Origin of the sequence: Epilithonimonas sp. JDS (genome assembly GCF_021261315.1) — a bacterium.
Classification (GTDB): domain Bacteria; phylum Bacteroidota; class Bacteroidia; order Flavobacteriales; family Weeksellaceae; genus Epilithonimonas.
Window position 1 is genome coordinate 788,674 of the sequence record NZ_JAJSAX010000001.1, and the last position, 23,419, is coordinate 812,092.

At 36.4% G+C, this 23,419-nt stretch carries 26 protein-coding genes; 11 read left to right on the forward strand and 15 right to left on the reverse strand.

Annotation, left to right across the window (positions count from 1 at the left end):
* Positions 1-23 precede the first annotated feature (23 nt).
* Positions 24-1,280: a putative DNA modification/repair radical SAM protein gene (locus tag LUD75_RS03665; RefSeq protein ID WP_232704342.1), complete on the reverse strand. Its 1,257-nt coding sequence runs from the start codon at positions 1,278-1,280 to the stop codon at positions 24-26.
* A 120-nt stretch (positions 1,281-1,400) separates the two neighbouring features.
* Positions 1,401-1,958 carry a Fic family protein gene (locus LUD75_RS03670; protein ID WP_232704343.1) on the reverse strand — a complete coding sequence of 186 codons (558 nt, stop codon included), beginning with the start codon at positions 1,956-1,958 and terminating at the stop codon, positions 1,401-1,403.
* 181 nt (positions 1,959-2,139) lie between these two features.
* On the opposite strand from LUD75_RS03670, the gene LUD75_RS03675 reads away from it, so the two are divergent.
* The 4 genes from LUD75_RS03675 to sucC all read left to right on the forward strand — a co-directional run bounded on the left by LUD75_RS03675 (position 2,140) and on the right by sucC (position 5,735).
* Positions 2,140-3,468, forward strand: a complete 1,329-nt coding sequence (locus LUD75_RS03675) for a hydroxymethylglutaryl-CoA reductase, degradative (protein WP_232704344.1) — start codon at positions 2,140-2,142, stop codon at positions 3,466-3,468.
* Between the two features lie 178 nt (positions 3,469-3,646).
* Positions 3,647-4,033 carry a DUF423 domain-containing protein gene (locus LUD75_RS03680; protein ID WP_063969270.1) on the forward strand — a complete coding sequence of 129 codons (387 nt, stop codon included), beginning with the start codon at positions 3,647-3,649 and terminating at the stop codon, positions 4,031-4,033.
* Positions 4,034-4,042: 9 nt separating this feature from the next.
* Positions 4,043-4,303, forward strand: a complete 261-nt coding sequence (locus tag LUD75_RS03685) for a hypothetical protein (RefSeq protein WP_034962750.1) — start codon at positions 4,043-4,045, stop codon at positions 4,301-4,303.
* Between the two features lie 238 nt (positions 4,304-4,541).
* Positions 4,542-5,735, forward strand: a complete 1,194-nt coding sequence (sucC, locus tag LUD75_RS03690) for an ADP-forming succinate--CoA ligase subunit beta (protein WP_232704345.1) — start codon at positions 4,542-4,544, stop codon at positions 5,733-5,735.
* 96 nt (positions 5,736-5,831) lie between these two features.
* Here sucC and LUD75_RS03695 read toward each other — a convergent pair whose 3' ends face one another.
* From LUD75_RS03695 to lpxK, 6 genes are all read right to left on the reverse strand, one after another.
* Entirely contained in the window at positions 5,832-6,359 is a 528-nt protein-coding gene (locus LUD75_RS03695; RefSeq protein ID WP_232704346.1) for a hypothetical protein, read from the reverse strand.
* Between the two features lie 4 nt (positions 6,360-6,363).
* Positions 6,364-6,717, reverse strand: coding sequence for an STAS-like domain-containing protein (locus tag LUD75_RS03700; protein ID WP_232704347.1), 354 nt, complete (start codon positions 6,715-6,717; stop codon positions 6,364-6,366).
* 24 nt (positions 6,718-6,741) lie between these two features.
* Positions 6,742-7,050 carry a hypothetical protein gene (locus tag LUD75_RS03705; protein ID WP_232704348.1) on the reverse strand — a complete coding sequence of 103 codons (309 nt, stop codon included), beginning with the start codon at positions 7,048-7,050 and terminating at the stop codon, positions 6,742-6,744.
* Positions 7,051-7,165: 115 nt separating this feature from the next.
* On the reverse strand, positions 7,166-7,645 hold the full coding sequence (locus LUD75_RS03710; protein WP_232704349.1) for a hypothetical protein: 480 nt from the start codon (positions 7,643-7,645) through the stop codon (positions 7,166-7,168).
* 9 nt (positions 7,646-7,654) lie between these two features.
* Positions 7,655-8,467, reverse strand: coding sequence for a purine-nucleoside phosphorylase (locus LUD75_RS03715; RefSeq protein ID WP_232704350.1), 813 nt, complete (start codon positions 8,465-8,467; stop codon positions 7,655-7,657).
* Positions 8,451-9,476 (reverse strand): tetraacyldisaccharide 4'-kinase, encoded by a 1,026-nt coding sequence (gene lpxK / locus LUD75_RS03720; RefSeq protein WP_232704351.1) that lies wholly within the window; start codon positions 9,474-9,476, stop codon positions 8,451-8,453. Before lpxK ends, LUD75_RS03715 begins: the two co-directional genes overlap by 17 nt.
* Positions 9,477-9,599: 123 nt before the next feature.
* Here lpxK and LUD75_RS03725 point away from each other — a divergent pair, with 123 nt between their 5' ends.
* The 7 genes from LUD75_RS03725 to LUD75_RS03755 all read left to right on the forward strand — a co-directional run bounded on the left by LUD75_RS03725 (position 9,600) and on the right by LUD75_RS03755 (position 14,801).
* Positions 9,600-10,457, forward strand: coding sequence for a YicC/YloC family endoribonuclease (locus LUD75_RS03725; RefSeq protein ID WP_232704352.1), 858 nt, complete (start codon positions 9,600-9,602; stop codon positions 10,455-10,457).
* A gap of 139 nt (positions 10,458-10,596) precedes the next feature.
* A complete protein-coding gene (locus tag LUD75_RS03730) occupies positions 10,597-11,190 on the forward strand; it encodes a hypothetical protein (protein WP_232704353.1) in 594 nt (197 codons plus the stop codon).
* Positions 11,191-11,243: 53 nt separating this feature from the next.
* Entirely contained in the window at positions 11,244-11,810 is a 567-nt protein-coding gene (gene gmk / locus LUD75_RS03735; protein ID WP_232704354.1) for a guanylate kinase, read from the forward strand.
* Positions 11,811-11,837: 27 nt separating this feature from the next.
* On the forward strand, positions 11,838-12,854 hold the full coding sequence (nadA, locus tag LUD75_RS03740; protein WP_232704355.1) for a quinolinate synthase NadA: 1,017 nt from the start codon (positions 11,838-11,840) through the stop codon (positions 12,852-12,854).
* Positions 12,855-13,106: 252 nt separating this feature from the next.
* On the forward strand, positions 13,107-13,478 hold the full coding sequence (gene folB, locus LUD75_RS03745; protein ID WP_232704356.1) for a dihydroneopterin aldolase: 372 nt from the start codon (positions 13,107-13,109) through the stop codon (positions 13,476-13,478).
* Between the two features lie 23 nt (positions 13,479-13,501).
* Entirely contained in the window at positions 13,502-14,005 is a 504-nt protein-coding gene (locus LUD75_RS03750; RefSeq protein ID WP_232704357.1) for an RDD family protein, read from the forward strand.
* 64 nt (positions 14,006-14,069) lie between these two features.
* On the forward strand, positions 14,070-14,801 hold the full coding sequence (locus LUD75_RS03755) for an SIMPL domain-containing protein (protein ID WP_232704358.1): 732 nt from the start codon (positions 14,070-14,072) through the stop codon (positions 14,799-14,801).
* Between the two features lie 77 nt (positions 14,802-14,878).
* Here LUD75_RS03755 and LUD75_RS03760 read toward each other — a convergent pair whose 3' ends face one another.
* From LUD75_RS03760 to LUD75_RS03790, 7 genes are all read right to left on the reverse strand, one after another.
* The gene (locus LUD75_RS03760; RefSeq protein WP_232704359.1) at positions 14,879-15,736 is read right to left on the reverse strand and encodes a mechanosensitive ion channel family protein; all 858 of its coding nucleotides are present in this window, start codon (positions 15,734-15,736) and stop codon (positions 14,879-14,881) included.
* A 60-nt stretch (positions 15,737-15,796) separates the two neighbouring features.
* On the reverse strand, positions 15,797-16,387 hold the full coding sequence (locus tag LUD75_RS03765) for a hypothetical protein (RefSeq protein ID WP_232704360.1): 591 nt from the start codon (positions 16,385-16,387) through the stop codon (positions 15,797-15,799).
* A gap of 203 nt (positions 16,388-16,590) precedes the next feature.
* On the reverse strand, positions 16,591-18,795 hold the full coding sequence (locus tag LUD75_RS03770; protein ID WP_232704361.1) for a T9SS type A sorting domain-containing protein: 2,205 nt from the start codon (positions 18,793-18,795) through the stop codon (positions 16,591-16,593).
* 128 nt (positions 18,796-18,923) lie between these two features.
* Positions 18,924-20,072, reverse strand: coding sequence for a glycosyltransferase family 4 protein (locus LUD75_RS03775; protein ID WP_232704362.1), 1,149 nt, complete (start codon positions 20,070-20,072; stop codon positions 18,924-18,926).
* A gap of 87 nt (positions 20,073-20,159) precedes the next feature.
* Complete coding sequence (locus tag LUD75_RS03780) at positions 20,160-21,224, reverse strand: hypothetical protein (RefSeq protein WP_232704363.1); 1,065 nt, start codon at positions 21,222-21,224, stop codon at positions 20,160-20,162.
* 1 nt (position 21,225) lies between these two features.
* Positions 21,226-22,395, reverse strand: a complete 1,170-nt coding sequence (locus tag LUD75_RS03785) for a hypothetical protein (protein ID WP_232704364.1) — start codon at positions 22,393-22,395, stop codon at positions 21,226-21,228.
* Positions 22,385-23,419, reverse strand: coding sequence for an acyltransferase (locus LUD75_RS03790; protein WP_232704365.1), 1,035 nt, complete (start codon positions 23,417-23,419; stop codon positions 22,385-22,387). Before LUD75_RS03790 ends, LUD75_RS03785 begins: the two co-directional genes overlap by 11 nt.

The following is a 23,419-nucleotide window of genomic DNA, read 5'->3' on the forward strand; positions in this document are numbered from 1 at the left end:
TTGAGGCTCTCGAAGAACAATATTTAAAACAAAGTCAACTGCTGGGAAAACTGATTTTGAAATTTAGACTGACTTCCGCCGATGATTAATTTCCTCAAATTCAAATCGGTCAAATGTTTCAAGAATGGATTGCCGTAATTGAAATCGATGAAATATTTTGCACGATTGACAGCTGCACCTAACTTTTTCAAATTATCAATATTCAAAACCTGGAAACGTCTGGAGCTGACAATTTTCATCGCCGTTTTCACACCAATTCCCGGAATTCTAAGAATCATTTTGTAATCCGCCGTTTGAAGATTGACCGGAAATTGGTCTAAGTGACGCAACGCCCAACTCAATTTCGGGTCGATTTCCAAATCCAGAAATGGCATATTGGAATCTAAGATTTCGTCCGCTTTGAAACCATAAAAACGCATCAACCAATCGGATTGATACAAACGATTTTCCCTCAAAACAGGAACTTCTGCCGTGATTGCTGGCAAGCGATTGTCCGCCGTCACAGGAATATAACCTGAATAATAAACGCGTTTCATTCCGTAATTTTGGTAGAAATGGTCGGCGACTTTGATGATTTGCAAATCGTTTTCGTTGGTTGCGCCCACAATCATTTGTGTGGATTGTCCGGCTGGAGCAAACTTCGGAACACTTTTGATGATTTTCTTCTCATCTTTATATTGTTGAATTCCTTTTTGCACGATTCGCATTGGTTGCAACATATCTTCTCGGTTTTTATCCGGAGCCAAAAGCTTAAGTCCAGATTCTGTCGGAATTTCTAGGTTTACGGAAAGTCGGTCTGCGTAAAGTGCGGCTTCCTGCATCAAAATATCACTTGCTCCAGGAATCGATTTGAGGTGAATATAACCATTGAAATTATGTTCGTTTCTTAGTTTTTTTGCGACACGAACCAAACGTTCCATCGTAGTATCCGCATCTTTGAAAATCCCGGAACTCAGGAATAAACCTTCGATGTAATTTCGGCGGTAAAAACTGATGGTCAAATCCACCACTTCTTCCACCGTGAAGGCGGCGCGTTTGATGTCATTTGACTTTCTGGAAACGCAGTAGATGCAATCGTAGATACAGTGGTTGGTCAAAAGGATTTTGAGAAGCGAAACGCATCGCCCATCCTCCGTATAAGTGTGACAAATTCCGCTGGCTGAACTGTCGCCCAATCCCCCATTATTTTTCCTTTTTCCGCCACTTGATGAGCAGGAAACATCGTACTTGGCAGCATCGGCAAGTATTTCCAGTTTTTCTTTTGTGCGGTCAAAGTTCATATTTTTGGAGGATTTTATCCAGAAGAATTAAGGACTAAATGAATGTCAAAAATAAAACCATTTGAGGGAAATATTGATAGATATTTTGAATTAAGTTATTAACAAATCTGAAGGTCTTTATTATATATCATCTTTATCTTTTTCATAACCTTCGTAATAATACGACTGCTCAATCCCTTTAAATATAATCTCTCTATTTTCTACCTCATCTGTTAAGTTTTCCTTAAGCAAAGTTCTCAATTCCAAATCATTGATTGGACTGCGCTCCATCGACTGTAAATACAGTGTTTTATCTACAAATTGCCAGTTGACCACTTTTTTTAAATTAGACTTTAAAATCATATCCAACCAAATCCGCATCGTTCTGCCATTGCCTTCCATAAAAGGATGTGCGATGTTCATCTCCACATATTTTGCGATGATTTCTTCAAATGTATTTTCAGGCATTTGTTCGATTTTTGCAAGAATCTCATTCAAATACAAAGCTGTGGCGAATCGGAAACCACCTTTGGAAATATTCTGAGTGCGTATTTTACCCGCAAAGTCATACAATCCATCAAATAAATATTGATGAATCTCTTGCAAACCTTTGGTTGTACCAATTTCTAGTTTTTCAATGGCGCCACTTTCGAATAAACGGTACGCATTTTCCAAACTATTTTTGTCTATGTTTTTCATAACTTATCTAAAATTGACATCTAAACATTCACAAATATACAAACCAAATCAATCACAATCTCCCAAAATCCTTATCTTTACAAACATAAAATTTCATAATGTTTTTATTAATTCAAGACTCTATTTTAAGTTTTAAATTATTTAAAATCAATTATCATTTATTAATTATCAATCATCACTTATGAACCATCAACCGGTTGAAGGTTTTTCCAAATTGTCAAAACAAGGAAAAATCGATTGGCTAATCAAAGAATATCTCGACGGAAACAAAGAACACGAAACGGTTCTCACTCAATATTGGAACGAAAATCCTGACCTGCAAAAACTGCACGACGAATTCTCGGAAAACACAATTTCCAATTTCTTTATGCCTTACGGAATTGCCCCAAACTTCCTGATTGACGGGAAACTTTTGGCACTTCCAATGGCGGTTGAAGAAAGTTCTGTGGTGGCGGCAGCTTCCAAAGCGGCAAAATTCTGGATTGACAAAGGTGGATTCAAAACAACCATCATCAATACAGAAAAACTGGGTCACACGCATTTTATCTTCAAGACCGAGGCTCATAAACTGTTGCATTTTTTCAATTTCAAACTGAAGAAAAAATTATTGGAGGCCACGGAAGATATTACCAAAAATATGCGCAACCGTGGTGGCGGAATTCTGAATATCAAACTCATCGACAAAACAGCTGAACTGAAAGATTATTTCCAATTGAAAGCGAGTTTTGATACGGTAGATTCTATGGGCGCGAATTTCATTAATTCTTGTCTGGAACAATTCGGAAAAACTTTGAAAGAAGAAGTTGCCAACGAAGAAAGTTTCTCTCAGGAAGAAAAGGATTCGTTGCAAATCGTGATGAATATCCTTTCCAATTACACGCCGGATTGCATAGTAAGAGCCGAAGTTTCTTGCAAAATTGAAGATTTGAAGGACGATAGCGGAATCTCTAATGAAGAATTTGCTTGGAAATTCAAACGCGCGGTGACGATTGCAGAAATAGAACCTTACAGAGCGACGACGCACAACAAAGGAATTATGAATGGTGTTGATGCGGTGGTCATCGCAACTGGAAATGATTTCCGAGCGACGGAAGCTTGTGCGCACGCTTATGCCGCAAGAAACGGAAAATATTCTTCGTTGACACATTGCACCACGGACAACGGGATTTTCAGATTTTGGATTGACTTGCCGATTTCGGTTGGTGTAGTTGGTGGTTTGACAAATCTTCATCCATTGGTGAAATTCTCCTTGTCACTTCTTGGAAAGCCATCTGCTCAGGAATTGATGAGTATTTTGGCGGTTTCCGGTTTGGCGCAGAATTTTGGAGCGCTTCGTTCATTGGTGACAACGGGAATACAGAAAGGTCATATGAAAATGCACCTTTTCAACATTTTGAATCAATTTGGTGCGACGGAAGAGGAGAAACAGCATTTTGTGACCTACTTCAAAGACAAGACGGTGAGCCATCACGAGGTAATTTCGGAGTTGGAAAAATTGAGAAATAAATAGATTTATGTACGGGATTTTATTGTCGTCGTTTATTTTGCTCTTTGGGATATTTTTAAAATTCACAAAGGATTCAGGATTTGCAAATGTCAAGCGGTTTTCTTGGCTATTCATTGTTTTAGGATTGCTAACAGTTACAGGAAAACTTATTATTTTATATCAAAAAGGAGAATTATAAATTATGAAAAACTTTACTTTAATCATCGGCGGAATCTACGGTTTGCTATCTGTAGTTCTTGGTGCGTTTGGTGCGCATGCCTTCAAAAAAATATTATCAATCGAGAGACTGGAAAGCTTCGAAACGGGTGTTCGTTATCAAATGTACGCCGCGTTTTTCCTTCTGATTGTCGGTTATATTTTGAAATTTGAAACGACTTCTGAAAAATGGATATCTATCTTGATGATCGCGGGAACTTTTATATTTTCTGTGAGCATTTATTGTCTGGCTTTTCAGGATGTTTGGGGCGTTAATCTTAAATTCCTTGGACCAATCACGCCACTTGGCGGTTTGTTTATGATTATCAGTTGGGGAATGTTGATCTGGTATTTTGCCAAGGCTAAATTTTAATCAAACCTAATGTTCTTCATCTTCGGAATCAAAACCAAACTCGTAGGAAAAGAAGACCGTAAAGTCCTGAAAAACGGCTTTATGGCAAATGCTATTGTTTCGGTTTATAAAAATTATTTCGAGTTGTTTTTCATTCCGATTTTTCCATTCAGTAAGAAATACAGCATTTACATTCCACATTCGGATGAGTATTATGAGACTGGATTTGGCTCATCTAATATGCCGAAAGAATATCTGGAACTTTGTAAAGAAGTTGGAAGGAACTACTGAAAACCCAAGCTGTGTGAGCGATGTTAGCGGAAATCCCGGAATACGCGCTGGCCAAAGCCAGGGAATGAGGAAGTGCAGCGGTCGTAGCGACACGAGCGGCTGGAACTTAGCGCTGGCGAGGGACACACCCAGATAATAGTGAAAACTGATTTCAATCAGACATTTATGTAATGTAATTCGTCACTTTTTCTTAAATTTGTGAATCTTATAAAATCTAAAAATTAATCAATAATATATTATGAATCTTCACGAGTATCAATCAAAAGAGATTTTAGCAAAATACGGGGTTAATATCCAACGTGGTTTTGTTGCAAACAATGTGGACGAAGCTGTGTCTGCTGCCGAAAAACTTACTGCTGAAACTGGAGCGCAAGCTTGGGTAGTAAAAGCTCAGATCCACGCTGGTGGTAGAGGAAAAGGTGGCGGTGTAAAGTTCTCTCCAAATATGGACAAACTGAAAGAAAACGCTGGAAACATCATCGGAATGCAATTGATCACACCTCAGACTTCTGCTGAAGGTAAAAAAGTACATTCTGTTTTGGTAGCTGAAGATGTATATTATCCTGGAGAATCTGAAACTAAAGAATTTTATGTTTCTATTCTTCTAGACAGAGCTTTAGGGAAAAACACGATCGTTTATTCTACAGAAGGTGGAATGGACATCGAGCACGTTGCAGAAGTTACGCCTCACTTGATCCACAAAGAAGTGATCGACGCGGCTTACGGATTGCAAGGTTTCCAGGCTAGAAAAATTGCTTTCGGACTTGGTCTTGAAGGGAATGCTTTCAAAGAATTCACAAAATTCATCACGTCTCTTTACAACGCTTACATCGGGATCGATGCGTCTCTTTTCGAGATCAATCCGGTTCTTAAGACTTCTGACAACAAAATTATCGCTGTAGATGCAAAAGTAACTTTGGACGACAACTCATTGTTCCGTCACAAAGACCTTGCTGAATTGAGAGACACAAGAGAAGAAGATCCATTGGACGTAGAAGCTGGTGAAGCTGGTCTTAACTTCGTGAAGTTGGACGGAAACGTAGCTTGTATGGTAAACGGAGCTGGTCTTGCAATGGCGACTATGGATATCATCAAATTATCTGGCGGAAATCCTGCAAACTTCTTGGACGTAGGTGGAACTGCTGATGCACAGAGAGTTCAGACTGCTTTCGGGATCATCTTGAGAGACCCGAACGTAAAGGCGATCTTGATCAACATCTTCGGAGGGATCGTAAGATGCGACAGAGTGGCGCAAGGTGTTGTAGATGCTTACCACGCAATGGGAAGCCTTCCAGTGCCATTGATCGTAAGATTACAAGGAACCAACGCTGTAGAAGCTAAAAAACTAATTGACGAGTCCGGACTACCTGTTCACTCTGCAATTACTTTGGACGAAGCTGCAAACAAAGTAAAAGAAGTTCTTGCTAGATAATAGCTGGAATCAAATTATAAAAAATGCCCTTGAAAATTTCAAGGGCATTTTTAGTATATTTATTTCTAAAATTATCCGATTATTATCATCTTGTAATTAGGGTTTTATTATATTAATTTGCGTCGAATTGAAAATATCAAAATCTTTGTCATCTGTAACAAAAAACCAATTGTTTTTTTCACAAATATGCATAAAATAACAATCATTAAAATCTAAAAAATTATTATAATAAGTCAATACTGAATCTAAATCTATGCTATTGTATTGATCATTATACTTATCACTTACTTTTTCAATTTGCTTAATTGCAGATGAAATTGCTGCTCTAGTGTTTTTGCATCTTTCTGTTTTAAAATAATCCTTTTTAAAGTTCGATAAAATATTACCTTCCTGTTTGTAAATATCAAAATCTAGTCTTAATGATGCATTTGAAAACTCCGATAAAATAAGGCTATTCACAATAATAGAACAATTTCTAGATAATAAGTCCGATAAAAAATTGGAAAGTATTTGTTGTTTTTTTGCGTTAGTATTACCTATTGGACAAAACAAAAACATCCAAATATTATTATCAAAAAAATACGAATTATTAGATTTTATAGAATGAGAACTGATATTATCCATATTCTCAGGCACCATAAAAATTAGAATTTATAAAATTATCTAAATCATTTCTTTCTTTAAAATACTCTTTTGCTCTCTCTATTACTAATTTAAAAAGTGGTAAATCCTCTTTTTGAACATTAGCTAACTCTAAATGTTTAGATAAAAACTCTTGGTTATATAAACTATCATTACTGTAGAATTGCCCAATTGCAGCATTTAAAAACGCTGTAGTCATTAAAAAAATATCCGAGAAATCCAATTTAATATTTTTAGATTGGGAAAACTCCTCAATTATTTTTCTATAAACCAAATCTCCATCTTCCGTTTTGACAGCGAATTTAGAATTAATTAAGGTATGGACTGTTATTGTTTTCATTTTCAATGCAAATTTAAAATAAAATTATTTAAAAATTTCATCAATATTTATGTCTTCAAATATTTCATCTTTGAAATAGTAAAATGTATCTGGATTTTGTAAATCAAATTCTAAGTTAACTATTGTTCCTATAAAAGAAAAATTTAAATCGGTCATAAATTTTTTCCCTTCACGAAGTTCCCAATAACCATTTGATGAGATTACTTGCATATTCCCTTTGCTAAGATTGATAAAATCAAATATTAAGCCTAAACCTAAGCCACCAGATATGTTTCCAGTTTTAGTTGTATTTCCAGAAACCATCGCCCAATCAATACAATCACTAGATTTCATTGTTGAAGATTTAAAAAAATCTATAACGTTACTAACAATTGTATTTCCTGTATCTACGATGGTGACATGTAATTTTTTCCTTTGAGGGTAAAATTGTCCACAAGTATGAATGTGTTTACAATTTACCATGTGTTCTTGCATTTTCAAAAAGCTCATAAATTGTAAGATTTATTTCCTTTTGTAACCGTTTACTTAATTTTGGAAACTCCGCCTTTTCTAATAGTTCTTTTTGAATGTAATAATTATACTCTTCAGACTCTGTTTCTTTAAATTTTTTATATGGTATTTGAGTCGAAAATTTATCATCTATTTTTTCAAAACCAAAATCAGTTAAAAATTGGTTTCTAATAAAAATATCATTTTTAATATTTTCTCTTTCGACAATTTTTACAATATTTTTTTTTAATTCTAAATCTTCAATTATTGCTCCTAAGACAGATACTAAATTTGCCTCAAACCATTTTACATTTTTGAAACTTAGTTCAATTACGGAATTATAAATTGGAGATAACTCTTCATGAAATCTCAATAAAAGTTCATAACCTCCTATAGTAGAAGTAATTCTATTTGGAAGATAAAACTTATAAACTCTCAATTTTTCAATCTAGTAATTCTTTACCAAACCTTTTACAAGCTTAATAACATTCGGCATCGCTTTATTAGCCGCTTCCAGAACTTCTTCGTGAGAAACTGCAAAGGCAATATCCGGTCCGCCAAGATCTGTAATGATTGAAAGACAGAAACAATCCATTCCCTGATGTTTTGCAACAATCACTTCCGGAACAGTACTCATTCCGACAGCATCACCGCCGATTGCTTTTATCATTCCATATTCAGCTGGTGTTTCGAAAGTTGGTCCTGACAAAGCCACATAAACACCTTCTTTGACATCAATATTTTCTTCTACAGCAATTGACTTAGCCAACGCAATCATCTTGCGGTTGTAAGGCTCACTCATATCTACGAAACGTGGTCCGAATTCGTCGATGTTTCTGCCTCGTAATGGATGTTCCGGCAGCATATTGATATGATCTGTCACAATCATAATATCAGCAACTTTGAAGTTTGGATTCACGCCGCCGCAAGCATTGGAAAGGATTAAATTTTTAATGCCCAACAAATGAAAAACCCTGAACGGAAAAGTCACCGTTTCAATTGAATAACCTTCGTAATAATGAAAACGGCCGCTCATCATCAAAACTTTTTTGCCTTCCAAAATTCCGTAGATTAATTTTCCGCCGTGACCAACAACCGTAGTCTGAGGAAAATTGGGAATATCTTTATAATCTAAAGTGTGAATAGCCTCAACCTCGTGCTGAAGTTTCCCTAAACCAGAACCCAAAACAATCGCAAAATCAGGTGTTTCCCCGATAATGTTCCTGATGAATTCTGCTGTTTCCTTATACTTTTCTAACATAATTTTGAATGATCTGGTTAAAATCTTCGCGTTTATCAATATCTACATTGATTGGCCAATAATAAATCTTATCCCGAAGATAATCAAAAGTCTTGAGTCTGACGTAATCTTTCTCTGTCGTCAGGATCACCTTGTATTCACCGAGTTTCTTGTATTCTGCCGATATTTTTTTGATGTCATCATCCGTAAAATTGTGATGATCTTTATACTGAAGATGTTTGACTTTCTTATTATATTTTGAAATCTCTTTCAACAATTGTGAAGGATTTGCAATGCCTGTGATCAACAAAACATCGTAGTAATCCAGATTTTTTACCGGCATCATATTCCGGATTCCCATAATATTTTCGTCGTACGAAATCGCTGAGAAAAATACTTTCTGGTAATGCTGCGGTCGTATTCTGGAAATGTAATACTGTTTTTTTTCTTCCGTCAAATCATCCGGACATTTCGTAACCATAATAATATTGGCTCTGTTCATTCCGTGACGGCTTTCTCTCAGATCTCCGGCTGGCAGAATGAAATCTTTGAAATAAGGATCATTGTAATCTGTCAGAAGAAGATTAATCCCGGGATTGATTGCGCGGTGCTGGTAACTATCGTCTAAAAGCAAAACTTCCAGATCCATATCGGAAATCATTTTTTTTGCGCCAAAAACACGGTCTTCACAAACGCCAATCACGAATCTGTTTCGGAAACGCTCAAACAACTGCATAGGCTCATCACCAACCAGTTTGTAATTGCTGTCGTAATTTACAATGCCGTAGCCTTTTGTAATTCTTCCGTAACCACGCGACAAAACGCCGGTTCTGTAATATTTGCTCAGATATTCTGCAAGATACATCACCATTGGCGATTTTCCGCTGCCGCCAACCGACAGGTTACCTACACCTATGATGGGTGTTCGGAATTTCGAAGAAGAAAATAATCCCCAATCATACATCCGGTTTCTGATAGAAGTGCCGAGATGATAACCCAGGGAAAAGGGGTAGAGATACCATCTTTTCATATGTTGCAAAAATAGGAATTTCAAATTTCTAATACCAAGAATTATGGACAGTAAATTGTTAAAATTGAACCTTTATTAGAAATAGATATAAACCTTATATTTGTAGTCTTATAAATATTGAATATGATATTATCAATGACAGGTTTCGGGAGAGCCGAGACTGTTTATGAAGGCACCAAAATAACGGTGGACATCAAATCTTTGAACAGCAAAAACTTTGATCTCAACGTCAAAACACCACTTAGATATAAAGAAAAAGAATTCGAAATCAGGAAACTTCTCAACGATAAAATCCTTCGTGGGAAAGTCGACTGCTACATCAACTGCGAAAGTCTGGAAGACAGCAACGATGTGAAAATCAATCACGATATTGTGAAAAATTACATCGAGCAACTGAGAGCAATTGCTTCCGATGCGCCAGATTTTGAATATCTGAAAATGGCTGTAAGAATGCCGGATGTGCTTTCAACAAAAAATTCTGACCTTGATGAAAACGAATGGAAATCGCTTCTTGCAGTTGTACAGGATTCAGTTAGTAAGTTTATAGAATTTCGCCAGACTGAAGGTAACAACCTTGCTGAAGAAATCGAAAAAATCGTTCAGAATATCGAGAATAATCTGAATCAAGTTGGTCAGTACGAGGAAGAAAGAATCCAGCCAATTAAAGACCGTTACCAGTCTGCGCTTAAGAATTTTGAAAATATTGATGAAACAAGATATTATCAGGAAATGGTTTATTTTGTTGAAAAGTTAGATATTTCAGAAGAAAAAGTCCGTCTTTCCCAACACATCAAATATTATCTTGAAGTAATGAGAAACGAAGATTTCAATGGAAAAAAACTAGGTTTCATCGCTCAGGAAATGGGACGCGAAATCAACACGTTGGGATCAAAAGCCAACCATTCCGAAATCCAGAAATTGGTGGTGGAAATGAAAGATGATCTTGAGAAAATCAAAGAACAAACACTTAATGTTCTTTAGTTCAAGGTTCTAAATTCGAAGATTTTAAAAATCGTATTCTGGAATAAAGGGTTGATTTATAAAGCTCCGGAGGAGCAAAATGTTTGTAGAAAATCAGCAGTAAATAAACAAATAGTTCCGTAGGAACGACATATTTAATATGCGTTTATTATTTATAATTTCATTTCTGTCCGCGTTTACATTTTTAAAATCACAAAATGTAGACAAACTTGCAAATATTGCTTCCGAATTGAAAGAGTCTGAAATTAGAATTTATAAAGATCAAGGAATTACAAACAGCGGACATATTTTCAGAATATATAAAGAAGATAAAATCTGGAAGGCAGAATTGATTCAATGGTTTTTGCCAAAGGAAATCAGTAAAGATGAGTTTGAATTGGTAAAACCAAAACTTACAGTTCTTAAATCTGAAAAATCTTTGGAGGAAATTTTTGCTAATTTTGAAGCTGGAAATATAAAATTTCTTCCAAAAGAGGAAAATTTTAAATATAAAAAAAGCAATAAGAAAGTTATATACGATGAAGATGAAAAAGCTTTTTTAATAACATCAACATTGATGACGGTTGTTGATGGAACCGGTTATTCAGTAAAATATCAATCTGGAAAACAACAGAACGAATTTAATTATAGTAATCCCGAATCTTATCTGAAAGAATATCCAAATATTGACGAGCTTAATGATTTCGTAGATATTTTAAAGTACATCAGAAAAGAATTTAATATAGAATTTTAAAGACTGATTCATTATTATAGTTTGAATTAGAAATTAAAAACTCAAAAAAAAGAATGAAACAAAAAGTTATCATATTCTCCGCACCGTCCGGAAGTGGAAAAACAACTTTGGTAAAACACGGTTTGTCGGTTGTGCCAGAACTTAGTTTCTCTATTTCTGCCACCACAAGGGAACCGCGGGGCGAAGAAAAACACACGGAAGATTATTACTTTCTGACACCAGAAGAGTTCCGAAACAAAATTTCTAAAGATGAATTTGTGGAATTTGAGGAAGTTTATACCGATAAATATTACGGAACTTTAAAATCCGAAGTCGAAAGAATCTGGAATCAAGGAAAAGTCGTCATCTTCGATGTCGATGTCAAAGGCGGAATCAAGCTGAAAGAAATCTTCGGAGACAAAGCATTGTCTATTTTCGTAATGCCGCCAAGCATCGCCGAGTTGGAACAGAGATTGATCAAAAGAAATACCGACTGCGCCGAAACCATCAAAACGAGAGTCGAAAAAGCGGGAGAAGAAATGACCTATCAAAAACATTTTGATAAGATCATTATTAATACAGATTTGGACACTGCAAAAGCAGAAGTCGAGAAAATAATTAATAACTTTATAAACGAGTAAAAGTTTAAATACAAGTCATTACAACAAATGAAAAACACATTAGACACTGCGATAAATAATATGCCCGTCAAAGGCTTTCTGGATCTTAAAGAATTCGCAATCCCAACAGGAGACGCTTTGGTGCAGGCAATTTTGGATCTTAAAAAAGAAAAAAATGCCGTAATTCTGGCGCACTATTATCAGCCGGGACCAATTCAGGATATCGCCGATTTTCTTGGCGATTCTTTGCAATTGGCGAGACAGGCAAAAGAAACCGATGCCGATATGATCGCATTTTGCGGCGTTCACTTTATGGCAGAAGCTGCGAAAATCCTTAATCCAACCAAAAAAGTGGTTCTTCCTGACACATTAGCCGGATGTTCCCTTGCAGACGGTTGTTCCGCAGAAGGACTCAACAAAATGCGCGAGCAATATCCAAACGCGATTGTCGCCACTTACATCAACTGCAACGCGGAAACTAAGGCTGCTTCAGACATCATCGTTACGAGTTCCAACGCAGAACAGATCATTGAAGCTTTGCCAAAAGACCTACCAATCATCTTCGCGCCGGACAAAAATCTTGGCCGCTATCTGAGCAAAAAAACAGGCCGCGATATGATCCTCTGGGACGGAAGCTGCATCGTGCACGAGGCATTTTCTATGGAGCGCATTGCACAACAATTGGCAGATCATCCAAACGCAAAACTCATTGCACATCCGGAAAGCGAAACGCCGGTTTTGGAATTGGCACATTTCATTGGCTCCACTTCTGCGCTGTTGAATTATGTGGAACAGGACGATTGTCAGCAGTTTATCATCGCAACAGAAGAAGGCATTCTTCACGAAATGAGAAAACGCGCACCACACAAAGAACTCATTCCGGCTCTTGTTTTTGACGAAAGCTGCAACTGCTCCGAATGTTTTTATATGAAACGAAATACTTTGGAAAAACTCTATCTGTGTATGAAGTACGAGCTTCCCGAAATCAAAATGGACGAAGAGATTCGTCTGAAAGCCTTGAAACCAATCGAAGCGATGCTGGACCTTTCCAAAAGCATCAAATAAAAATCACAAACCTTGTCTTAGCAGATGAGGTTTTTTTGTGAGATATTTGGGCAATCCCCTCGCCTGCTCTCACCAGCCGCGAGGGTCGGGCTATCCGTTGCAATCTTTTTTGTGGACCACGTTTTTCCAATTAATTGAACATTATCAAAGCCACAAAAAAGGATTTCCACTACTATCCCTATTGCAGCTGCGCAAAAAAGAAAGTTTTGTCAAAAGTTGAAAACTTAGTCAAAGTTTTTCTATTTTTAAAACATGAAATCAAAGATCATCCTCGAAGACATCAAAATCTACGCGTACCACGGTGTTTTGCCGGAAGAAGCTATCATCGGAAATCATTATGTTGTAAATCTAGAAGTTCATTCCGATTTGGAAAAAGCATCGCAGTCCGATAATCTTAATGACACCATCAATTATGCTGAGATCAACCAAATTATCCATCAGGAAATGGAAATCCGGTCTCAACTTTTGGAACACGTGATTGGCAGAATCATTAATAAAATAGAAAATCAATTCCCGGAAATCTCATTTATCAAAATCAAATTAACCAAAACAATTCCGCCAATGAAAGGCGAAATGAAAGGTGTGAGCCTGGAATTTGAGAAAGAAATTAATGTTTTAAAATAAAAAAATAACCAAACCAAAAAACCATGAAAAACCATTACCGAATCGTAGAGCGTTACAAAGCAGAAAAGATCTTAAGATTTGCAACTTTTCTTATAGATTACGTCATTATTATCCTGATAAATTATCTTATCGGAACCATCATCGGACTGCTGTACTACGCCACCCAATCAGAATTTATGTACAAAATTATCCTGGCTATCAATAACCGATTTTTTGCATATCTGATTTCGATCGTTGTGTTTCTTACTTACTACAACGTATTAGAATATTTTACAAAAGGAAGGACCATCGGAAAATTCGTTACAGGAACAATAGCGGTAAAAGAAGACGGAAGCACTCCAACTTCGAATGATTTTCTGAAAAGAAATTTCAGCAGAATTGTCCCATTTGATGCGCTTTCATTCTTCGGGACCAACGGCTGGCACGACAGCTGGAGCGATACCAGAGTAGTAAAAAGAAATGCTTACCTGGAAGCTTTGGAAAGAGAAAATTCCATCGAAGATATTGGACAGATCGCCGTGGAATAAAATGTTAAGAAAATCTTAAAATTTGGTATTGCTTTTGATGCAAGAGATTCAAATACAAAATTTTATGAGAACATATATTGCAGTTGGAATTGCTGCATTAGGTTTTATTATTGCGGCCGCTCTCTTAGGCAGCGCTGTCAAAAACAGAAACAAATCTGAGAACACTGTTTCTGTCACCGGACTTGGTTCCAAGACTTTTACATCGGACCTCATTGCGTGGTCGGGCAGTTTTTCCAAAAACAGTTTTGAGCTGAAAACGGCTTACGATGATTTGGCTATTGACAGAAAAGTAATTTATGATTATCTGAAATCAAAAGGCGTCAAGGAAAATGAAATGATCTTTTCGGCTGTTGATATTCAGAAACAGTTCAGAAGTTTTACTGATGCCAGCGGAACTTATCAGCAAGGCGAATTTGCAGGCTACAACTTGACACAAAGTGTTTCCATCAAATCCAAGGAAGTTTCGAAGATCGAAAATATCTCCAGAAACATTACAGAAATCATCAACCGCGGAATTGAATTTACATCTTCATCGCCTCAATATTTCTACACCAAATTGGCCAATGTAAAACAAGAGATGATTGCCAATGCAACTAAAGACGCCAAAGAACGCGCAGAGAAGATTGCTGAAAATGCAGGAAGTGACCTTGGAAATCTGAAGAAAGCAACAATGGGCGTGATCCAAATTACGGCGCCAAACTCTAACGAAGATTACTCTTACGGCGGCACTTACAACACGACTTCCAAGGATAAGGAAGCGAGTATTACAATTAAGCTTGAGTATGAAGTTGATTAAAAGAACTTAGATACAGGAATTAGATCAGAAAAGTCTTACAAATAAAAAAGAGAAACCAATCGGATTCTCTTTTTTTGCTATATTTTATCTTCTTCTGGAGTTGATTGTGTGATATTGATGCTTGTCGGCGTTACCAGGTTGACGCCTTCTTTTACCAAGCGCTCATTGATATTCATAATTGCTTCACTTTTCAGATTGCTGAAATTGTTGCCCTGCTCCAGCCAGAATTTGACCTGAAGATTGAAAACGCCTTGCTTCACATTCGTAAAGAGAACTTCTGTTGCATCTGTTTTATCTACGTGTTCGAGCGTTTTAATCTCATCAAGAATCGCTGCTTTTGCTTTCTGAATATCTTCTCCCACCGGAATTTCGAAGTCCAGAATAATCCGTCTTTGAGGCGAAGCTGTCACATTGAAAAATGGCGCATTGAAGATGATCTGATTTGGAATATAAACTTTTTTACCATCATCCGTAATCATTTTGGTTGTAAGCAATCCAATATCCTGAACGGTTCCAGAATTCCCGCCAATTGTCACATAATCTCCAATTTTGAAAGCCTTATCAACGCCAACCAACATTCCGGAAAACATACTGGAAACCAAATCCTTCAGTGCGACTCCGGCAATAACCCCGGCAACTCCCAAACTTCCCAGAAACTTAATAAAAAATCCGCTGAATCCCATTATCTCTAATGAAATAAAAGCACCCATCAGAATAATCAGGAATTTGAAAACTGAGATCAGGGTAACGACTGATTCATTTTTGGTTTTCGGGAAAAATTTGTGAAACAGCTTGACAGACCAGCGACTGAGATAAGTACTTGTCATCAGGAAAAACAGGAAAACCAAAATCCCAACGATGAGTCTTGGCGTGATCTCGGCAAAGCTGATGTACCATTTTTGAAGGACGGCGTAAACCGTATTGATGTATTCCATAATGTGATATTAATAAAAAAAACCGACAAAAGCCGGTTTTATTGTATGTGTATACTAAAATTATTTAGCTTCGTTAGCAATTCTTTTTGCTTGTCCGCTTGGCAAATAGATACTGAAACCTACATTAAAAGTAATATTTGAATTCAAACCTTCGCTACCAAACCCAGCTCTACCTTTGTATTTTACTAAGCCTTCGACTCCTATATTTGGTGTTATAAAGTAAGAATACCCAGGTCCAACTCCAAAATCAAGACCGGTTGTAGAAGGTCCGTTTTCAACAGAGTATCCTCCAACACCTACATTACCTTCGAAGAACCAACGTCCGTGATTAAGCAAATTATCAACGCCAGCTTCTCCCGGAGAGATGAAATAACGTCCTAAAGCGCCAACACCATAATCAAAAGCTGTAGGACTACCTTTCGTAGCCTTACTTATACCTAAATCTACATAAGCACCTAATGCAACATTATCTTTAATGAAATAAGCTGCTTTCGGCTGCAAAGCAATACTGTAACCAGCGCCAGTATTAAGTCCAAAATTACTAGTTACCAAACTGCTACCTACCATCCAATTTCCTTCTTGTATTTGAGCATTTGCTGTAGAGAATAATCCTGTTACTAAAACCGCTGCTCCAAAAATCAATTTTTTCATATCGTTAAATTTTTCGTTAATAATTATCTAATCTTCATTTTACAAAGGATGTGCCACTTTGGGAAAATGTGATTTTTAACAGGTATTCGAATTATTTAACCAAAATTGTGATTAGTAGAAAAGCATTCATAATCAGTCTTTTATTATTTAATTAAAAAAGCCAACCTAAAAAGGCTGGCTTAGAAAAAATATTTGAATATGATTTATAAAATTACTTTTTTGGTCTTCACACCTTTGTCTGTAGTAATTTTTAGAATATAAACACCTTTGACAAGTTTCGTGTTATTAATTCTGACTTCTTTAGAATTGTTAGCAGAAACAGAATTAACCAATTTTCCTGAGACTTCATAAACATCAACAGAACTGATATTCTGATCTCCTTTGATTACCCACTCATTATTTTGTTTGTACACGATTAATTCTTTGGTTTGAGAAGCACCTGCAGAAAGTACAGCATTTTCATAAAGGATACTGAATCTGTTTTCGTTTGTCTCTTTTGCCGTTGTGAATGAGTAATAATGTTCCTGAAGATTGGTGATTGTTCCGGTAACGTTATCTTTCAGATAGATGGCTTTCAAATTATCTTTAAAAACACCTTCCTTATCATCCAAAGCGATTTTTGCAACTCCCGCAACAGAAGAAACATAGCCTAGACCAAAATGATCTGCAGCAGTTATAGGATAATGACGTGCCTGAATCTGTAATCTATAAGGACTCACAACAGAGAAGAAAGAATCCTGACCTAAAGAAAATAAATTAGCATCGTAATCCTCATCGTATCCATCTGTAGCATAAGGAACGTGCGCTACAAGGATTGTATTTGCAATATTATTTGGATTGATAAATTTCAACCAATATCTATCGATAGTCGGCTCACCTTCGTCGCCGCCATCATCATCTCCTTCGCCGTCATCCTCTCCATCTTTATTGAAAAATATAGAGTCTGCTGTGTTAGAAGATCTGATTCCATTGGTAAAAGTCAGTGCAACATTATTTGCTCTTGCCTGTACAAGGAAGCCTTGACCCACTTTTGTAAAACCTAGTGGTCGTAGAGAAGGTTCCTCAATATTTCCAGAGACATAAGAAGGACCAACACCTCCCACACCGGAAACAAAAGTGGCGTAGTTGTTACCAGCATAATTAGATCCCTGCTGTGTTTTCACATCATTTAAAGTTGTCCAGAACCATTGCTTGTTGAATATCGCTGATCTGTTGCTTCCGTAATTGTAAAGTGTTGCGAAATTGATATTAGACGGATATGGATTTCCTACCAAATTATAACCTTTATCTGCACCAGCACTTCTCTGCAGATTGACTGTTATATTTCCATTGTGATCTAATCCTTCGAATGTGAACATCTCTGTGATCTGTGATGTTGGGGAATATGAATCTTTTCCTCTGATGGCATATCCGATGCCAGAAGCAAATGTAGATGATGCGCTGAGACCAGTTCTTTTGAATGTATCAGTAGGTTCATCATACACGGTGAAATAGTTAGTTGGTGTGCCTGTAGAAAAAGCAAAAAGATTCTGACCACTTACCGGGCTGCTCCAGTAATTATAATCATTTTTCTTTAGGTTGGCTTCTCTTTTTACCGTCACTTTTCCAGTACCAGTTCTTGTAGAACCATCTACCAGTAGGTAAGTTGCATTGTTGTTAACAAGGATTGTCCCGTTGTTCACAACGTTTCCATTTACTTTAAAAGATCTGTCTGACTGAAGTGATAAAGTAACACCTGAGTTAATTGTAATATTGTTTACAGACAAACTTTCCCCTGTCATATTGTAATTAGCAGCGAAAATAGCATTGGATTGCAAAGCCGGTTTTCCATAGTTCCAAGCGGTTCCGTTCCAGGTAGTATCTGGCACTAGTGCGAAAGTTGCTTTGTAATTTGCACCCGCATTATTAAGTAAAACAGCTCCTGAAGAAGTTGTTACCGAATAATACATTTCCAAGGTATAGTTGCCAGTCGTAAAATTTGTTGCTAATGATGTTCCATCGCCACTGTAAGACACAGCCCAAGTCTCGTCTGTACCGCCACATGAATTAGCAGTAGTTGCGCCTTTGACAAGCGGTATTGCGGTAAAAGCAGTTGCGCCAGGACCAGCAGCTGTAGAGTAAGCTCTGTAGTAAACTGTAACAGCAGTTGCCGTTTGACCGGAACATCTGTTAACTCTAGTCTGCACACCACTCAATCTCAAGACATTACCACCTGTTACAAATGTTCCCAAATTAGCTCCCTGATAGGCAGCATTAGTCCCACAACCGCCGCCATTGTTTACACAATATGTGGTGATTGGAGCTTCGAACCTTTTTTTAAAACTTGGGTAAGCATACTGAATGGACTGTGCCTGAAACACTGTAAAACCGAACAGCGTCAGGACAAAAAATATTAGACTTTTTTTCATAACCGATAAATTTTCTAATTGCAAAATTAAAAAAAATAATCGTCATTAAATATTAAAAAATTAACATAATCACCAATTAAACATACTAATGATAATGTTAAATTTTTATGAATGATTATAATGGAAGGTTACGAAATCATAAGTTTATCATAATTTTCTTTTAATAATTCCCAAATGACTTCCTGTCTGTAGATCATAATACTGGATCTTGAAACTGCCTGAATATCATTGTAAAGATCATTTTTCAGAATTTTTTCCATCGAATCAAGAAGAGAAGATTCATCTTTTGGAGGAAAAATCAAGCCGTTATAATTTTCTTTTACAATTTCATTACAGCCATTGATATTGGAAACCAGGGCTGGAATTCCCATGGCCAACGCCTGCAAAACTACATTGGGAAAACCTTCTCTGTAACTTGGAAATGCCAGACAATTGCTGATTGCAAAATACGGCCTTACATCTTTTTGAAAACCGACAGAAATGATGTTTTCGTTCTTTTCAATTTCATCCAAAACATCCTGTGACAACGGATCCAAATCCTGCTCCAACGGACCAAGCAAAAGGAGTTTGAGAGGTTGAGGATTTGAAAGCTGCAATGTTTTAAAAGCATTAATCAACTCATTGATTCCCTTATCTTTGACCAATCTGCCGACAAACACAAAGACAAAATCATCTTTGGAAATACCTAATTGCTGTTTCAAAGTCTGATTAGCTTCATCGGAGAACAAAGCCGGATCGAAATGGCTGACATCAATTCCATTGCTGCTGCCGTTACCAATCACTTCAATTTTCTCGGGTTTTCCTAATTTTTCTTTCAGAATGAAATCGTACAAGCCTTGAGAATTGGGATAAACTTTTGTGGCACAGCCGTAAGTCAGTTTTTCTACGAAGTTCAGAACTTTCCTTTTATTTCCTGTAGCTTCCATCAGCGGTAAGCCGGCGACAGTATGCAGTCTGATTTTTACGCCCGCTAATTTTGCTGCCATCATTCCTATTAGTCCAGCTTTTGGCGTATGTGTATGGACGATTTCCGGTTTTTCTCCTTTGAAATAAGAATACATTTCCCAAAGCGATCTCAGATCCTGAATTGGTGTTATCTTACGTGTCATCTCGATTGTATGCGTTTTGACACCCAACTCTTTCCCCACCCTTTCCAGATATTCCTGATCGGCAGAAATGGCTGTGACATCAAAAAACTGATTCATAAAAGTCAGCTGTTTTCCCAGTAGTTTTTCTACAGAAATAGGAACGGTTGTAACACGGAAGAGCTTTGCCATCGGAAAATAATTTTTGCAAATATAGGGAAAACAGAGCTCGACAATATTTCATTCAATTCGTCGAAATCAATATTTTTTTAGTAAAAACTATGAGTTGGCTTTGTTTGAAGCAGATTTGAATGAAGTGACGATTTTAACTGCCAATATCAATACAAATGGCAGATACATTATTTTCGTTCTTACAAAAATGCCTAAACACGAATAACGCTGGATAAAAAACAATGAAGAAATGATGAAAAACAATAGTACAATACGAGCGAAAAGATCAAACTTAATTATCCTGTAACGAAGAATATAAATTAATAAAGCCATTACGAGTAGAATTAAAACCAGCAAATTTTCCACACTCAAAACAAAAGAATACAGTGAAACCGAATCTGCAAAAAGCGGACGAAAATTGAGTGCGAAAAATCTTTCAAAAATATTATAATTGATCATTGGCACGTAAGAATCTGCCCGTTTGAAAGCCAATAATGAAGCATCATTTCTCTCCAAAATATAAGCGATATCAAATGGATTTCGATTTAGCAGATGCATTGTCATCAGATATAATCCTGACGACAAAATAAAGGACGAAATTACAATCCATATTTTCTTTTTGGAAAAGCCATTATCACTAATAATTAGTGCGAAAGAAATAGCGAGCAACAGGAACATTGCGACGTGCGGTCGAATTAACATCAATAAAATCCAGCCAAAAATGTACTGAAACGTCAAATATTTGGCTTTGGCCTGATTAATTATTATCCAAGTAATTGCCAGGAAAACAACAGGCTCTTTTCCAATGATAGAAGTCCAGAAATGAAGATTAGGCAACAAAAAAATAGACATCAAAAGATAACTGCTCCAACTAGTATTTGGTTTAATGTAATCTTTTGCAAAATGATATAGCTTATTAATTGAGTAATAACCAATCAAACTGTAAGATAGAAAGCCAAACCAAAAAGGCAATTGCAGTATTTTCGAAAATGGATAATTGATAAGCTTTATGACATCTGTTCCAACTTTAAAATAAGTTGTCCAGGATTCTGTCAAATGCCAATATCTGTAAGCATCGCTGGGATTTTTCAAATTATACTGCCAAGCTATCAAAGCAAAGCTCAGATGGTATATCAGAAGAAAAACGGGAAATCCCAACCACTTCTTGTACATGCTATTTTTTCAGCTGTTTTCTTTGGCTTCTTATCGTATATTCCTGATACGAAAATACCCACATCATAAAAATAATCAATCCTGGCAGAAACATATTTCGCATCCTGATCATAATCCCCAGATTACCCAGCGATTGTGAAAATGCCAAAGTCCCAACAATGACAAAAAAGACCAATCCTTTCACTACAAAGGGCGCTGCCTTGAATGCTCTTAATGGATTGCTTCTCATTGCTTTTATAAAGATAATCAGTAGAATTAAATTCTCAGCTGATGCAATAAGGCCATTGATATTCCGGGCATCAAAAAATAAAGGTCTGAACCAAAATGTAATTACTTTCAACGGAAAAGGATATGAAGAGATATCAATCGCAGATCCAGTAGTTCCACGGCTGAGAACCGCCGCCTTGCTAGTTGCAAATTTATCAAAACCTTCTGCTGACGCCTCCTCAATCTTTGCAAACTGCATTACACTTGGAAGGATCGCAATCCCAATTCCTATCATCACTGCAGAAAACAAAAATCTCTGAAAAGGAGACACTTTACCCCCTAAAATATAAGCCAAACCAAATCCAACCATCAAAAATAAAGTGATATGTGGACGTACTGCCATTGACATCAGTACTGCAAAGGCTAATAGCGGAATTCTTTGAAAGGGCTTCATCAGTCCGTAAACAAACATTCCGATACAGAGAAACAATAACGTATCCTTTCCTACACCGGCACTCCAAAAATTGAGGTTTGGGAGAAAGAAAATTAAAGGAAACAAAACGTACCCATTAATAATTTTGTTAAACTGGACATTTTTAATCGCAACAATGTAGAAAAACGTCAATCCCATAAATCCAAACAAAGAATACAGCAATGTATTTGCTAAATAAGACATGTTCAAAAGATTGGAGAACAGAAAATTAAATGCATACATAAACATAGTACCTTCGCCATTGAACAATCCTTTTTTAAATGTTTCAAAAGTATATGTTTGCGGAACTTTCCAATATCCAACTGCATCACCCAATATGAAGAAGCAAAAATAAGCGCCCATCAATAAATGAAAGAAAAGAAGTCGCTTGAGCATCAATTCATCATATGCAGAAATTTCATTTCGGAAAAGATTAATAAAACCTAGACCCAAAGCTATAATTATAGGTATGTAAATGATATCAAGAAACATAAATATCAACTTTGTTTTTAATAATTGCAATGATTTTCTTTTCAAAAATCATATAATAAATGTAACTGATAATTACGATAATCATTATCACGATAAGAAATTCTAAAAATATAAAGTATTGCAAATCACTTTTGGGGAAAATTCTAACCAAAATACTCTGCAGAGGATTATGCAGCAAATATAAAGAATAGCTAGAATTACCAGCCATCATAAATAGATTGCGTGTACTGATTCTTTTATTCCAATAAGACACTCCTAAATAAACAAATAAGAAGGCAGAGAATGCAAATATTAGATTTTGAAAAAACGGAAATAAATTAATATCCAAATACTTTACTACAAGAAATGCAAACAGTGCTAATATAGATGCCGAAAAAAGATAAGCATATTTGATCCTGATCTTATATTGAATCAGATACGCAATGAGAACTCCAATAATAAATTCGAGGTTATACAGACTGAATATCAACTTCAATACTGGATGACTAAGATCCATCTTGATAATTGCAGCTGTAATAATTCCGACGATCCAGATACCAAGAAAGTAGAACCATCCTTTTCGTGAAAAGAAATTGATTGAAAAAACGAAGTAAAAAAACATCTCAAACACCAATGTCCAAGCCACCGATAAGGCCGGATTGCCGTGTGGTAAAAGGGTGAGAGAAGTCAGTAAACTCATCGAGCGGTCTGAGGCACTGAGACTTGGCAATAAATAATATAGTGCTAACATTGCCAGCGAAATAGGCAAATACGGAATATACACTCTAATAATCCTGTTAAACGCATACTTTTTAAAGTAACTGCTGTCACCTCTATATTTAAAAGTGGTATAAGTAATGATAAAACCCGATAGAATAAAGAAAAAATCTACACCGAGCTTTCCTATTTTCGCAATGAAAGCCAATGCAGGAATGTCGAAATGGTTGAAGTGAGCAAAAGACGTGTAAGTATGATGTATCACAACCAACAATGCAGCAATTCCCCTGTAAATCTGTAGAATATCAAAGTATTTTTTCTGCTCCAT